The organism is Flavobacterium cheongpyeongense (assembly GCF_003202435.1).
Classification (GTDB): Bacteria; Bacteroidota; Bacteroidia; order Flavobacteriales; family Flavobacteriaceae; genus Flavobacterium; species Flavobacterium cheongpyeongense.
This window is the reverse complement of record NZ_QJHK01000066.1, coordinates 1-322: the sequence shown is the minus strand read 5'-3', so window position 1 is coordinate 322 and position 322 is coordinate 1. Positions and strand designations below refer to the sequence as shown.

Annotated in this window: 1 protein-coding gene; it reads left to right on the top strand. The window is 50.0% G+C overall.

Annotation, left to right across the window (positions count from 1 at the left end; translation table 11 throughout):
- Positions 1-322 (top strand): Ig-like domain-containing protein (locus tag DMB65_RS22270; RefSeq protein WP_165835016.1); only part of this gene is annotated, 322 nt, incomplete at both ends.

Here is a 322-nt window from a genome sequence, read left to right as displayed (position 1 = left end):
CCGTAACCCTGACCCCGTTAAGCTTAGATACCGATACAGATGGGGATACATTAAGCATCACCAGCATCAACGGCACAGCGTTAACCCCAGGCACGGCTCAGGTAATTGCCGTGACCAACGGAACGGTGAATATCACAGCAGCAGGCGTAATTACGTTCACTCCAGCCTTGAATTTCAATTCAGCGACACCAGTAAGTATTCCTTATGTAATTACAGACGGAACGACTACGGCTACCGCCAATGAATTGATCACGGTAACCCCAGTAAACGATGCCCCAGTAGCCGTTGACGACAACTATACCGTAGCCGAAGAAGGCACCGT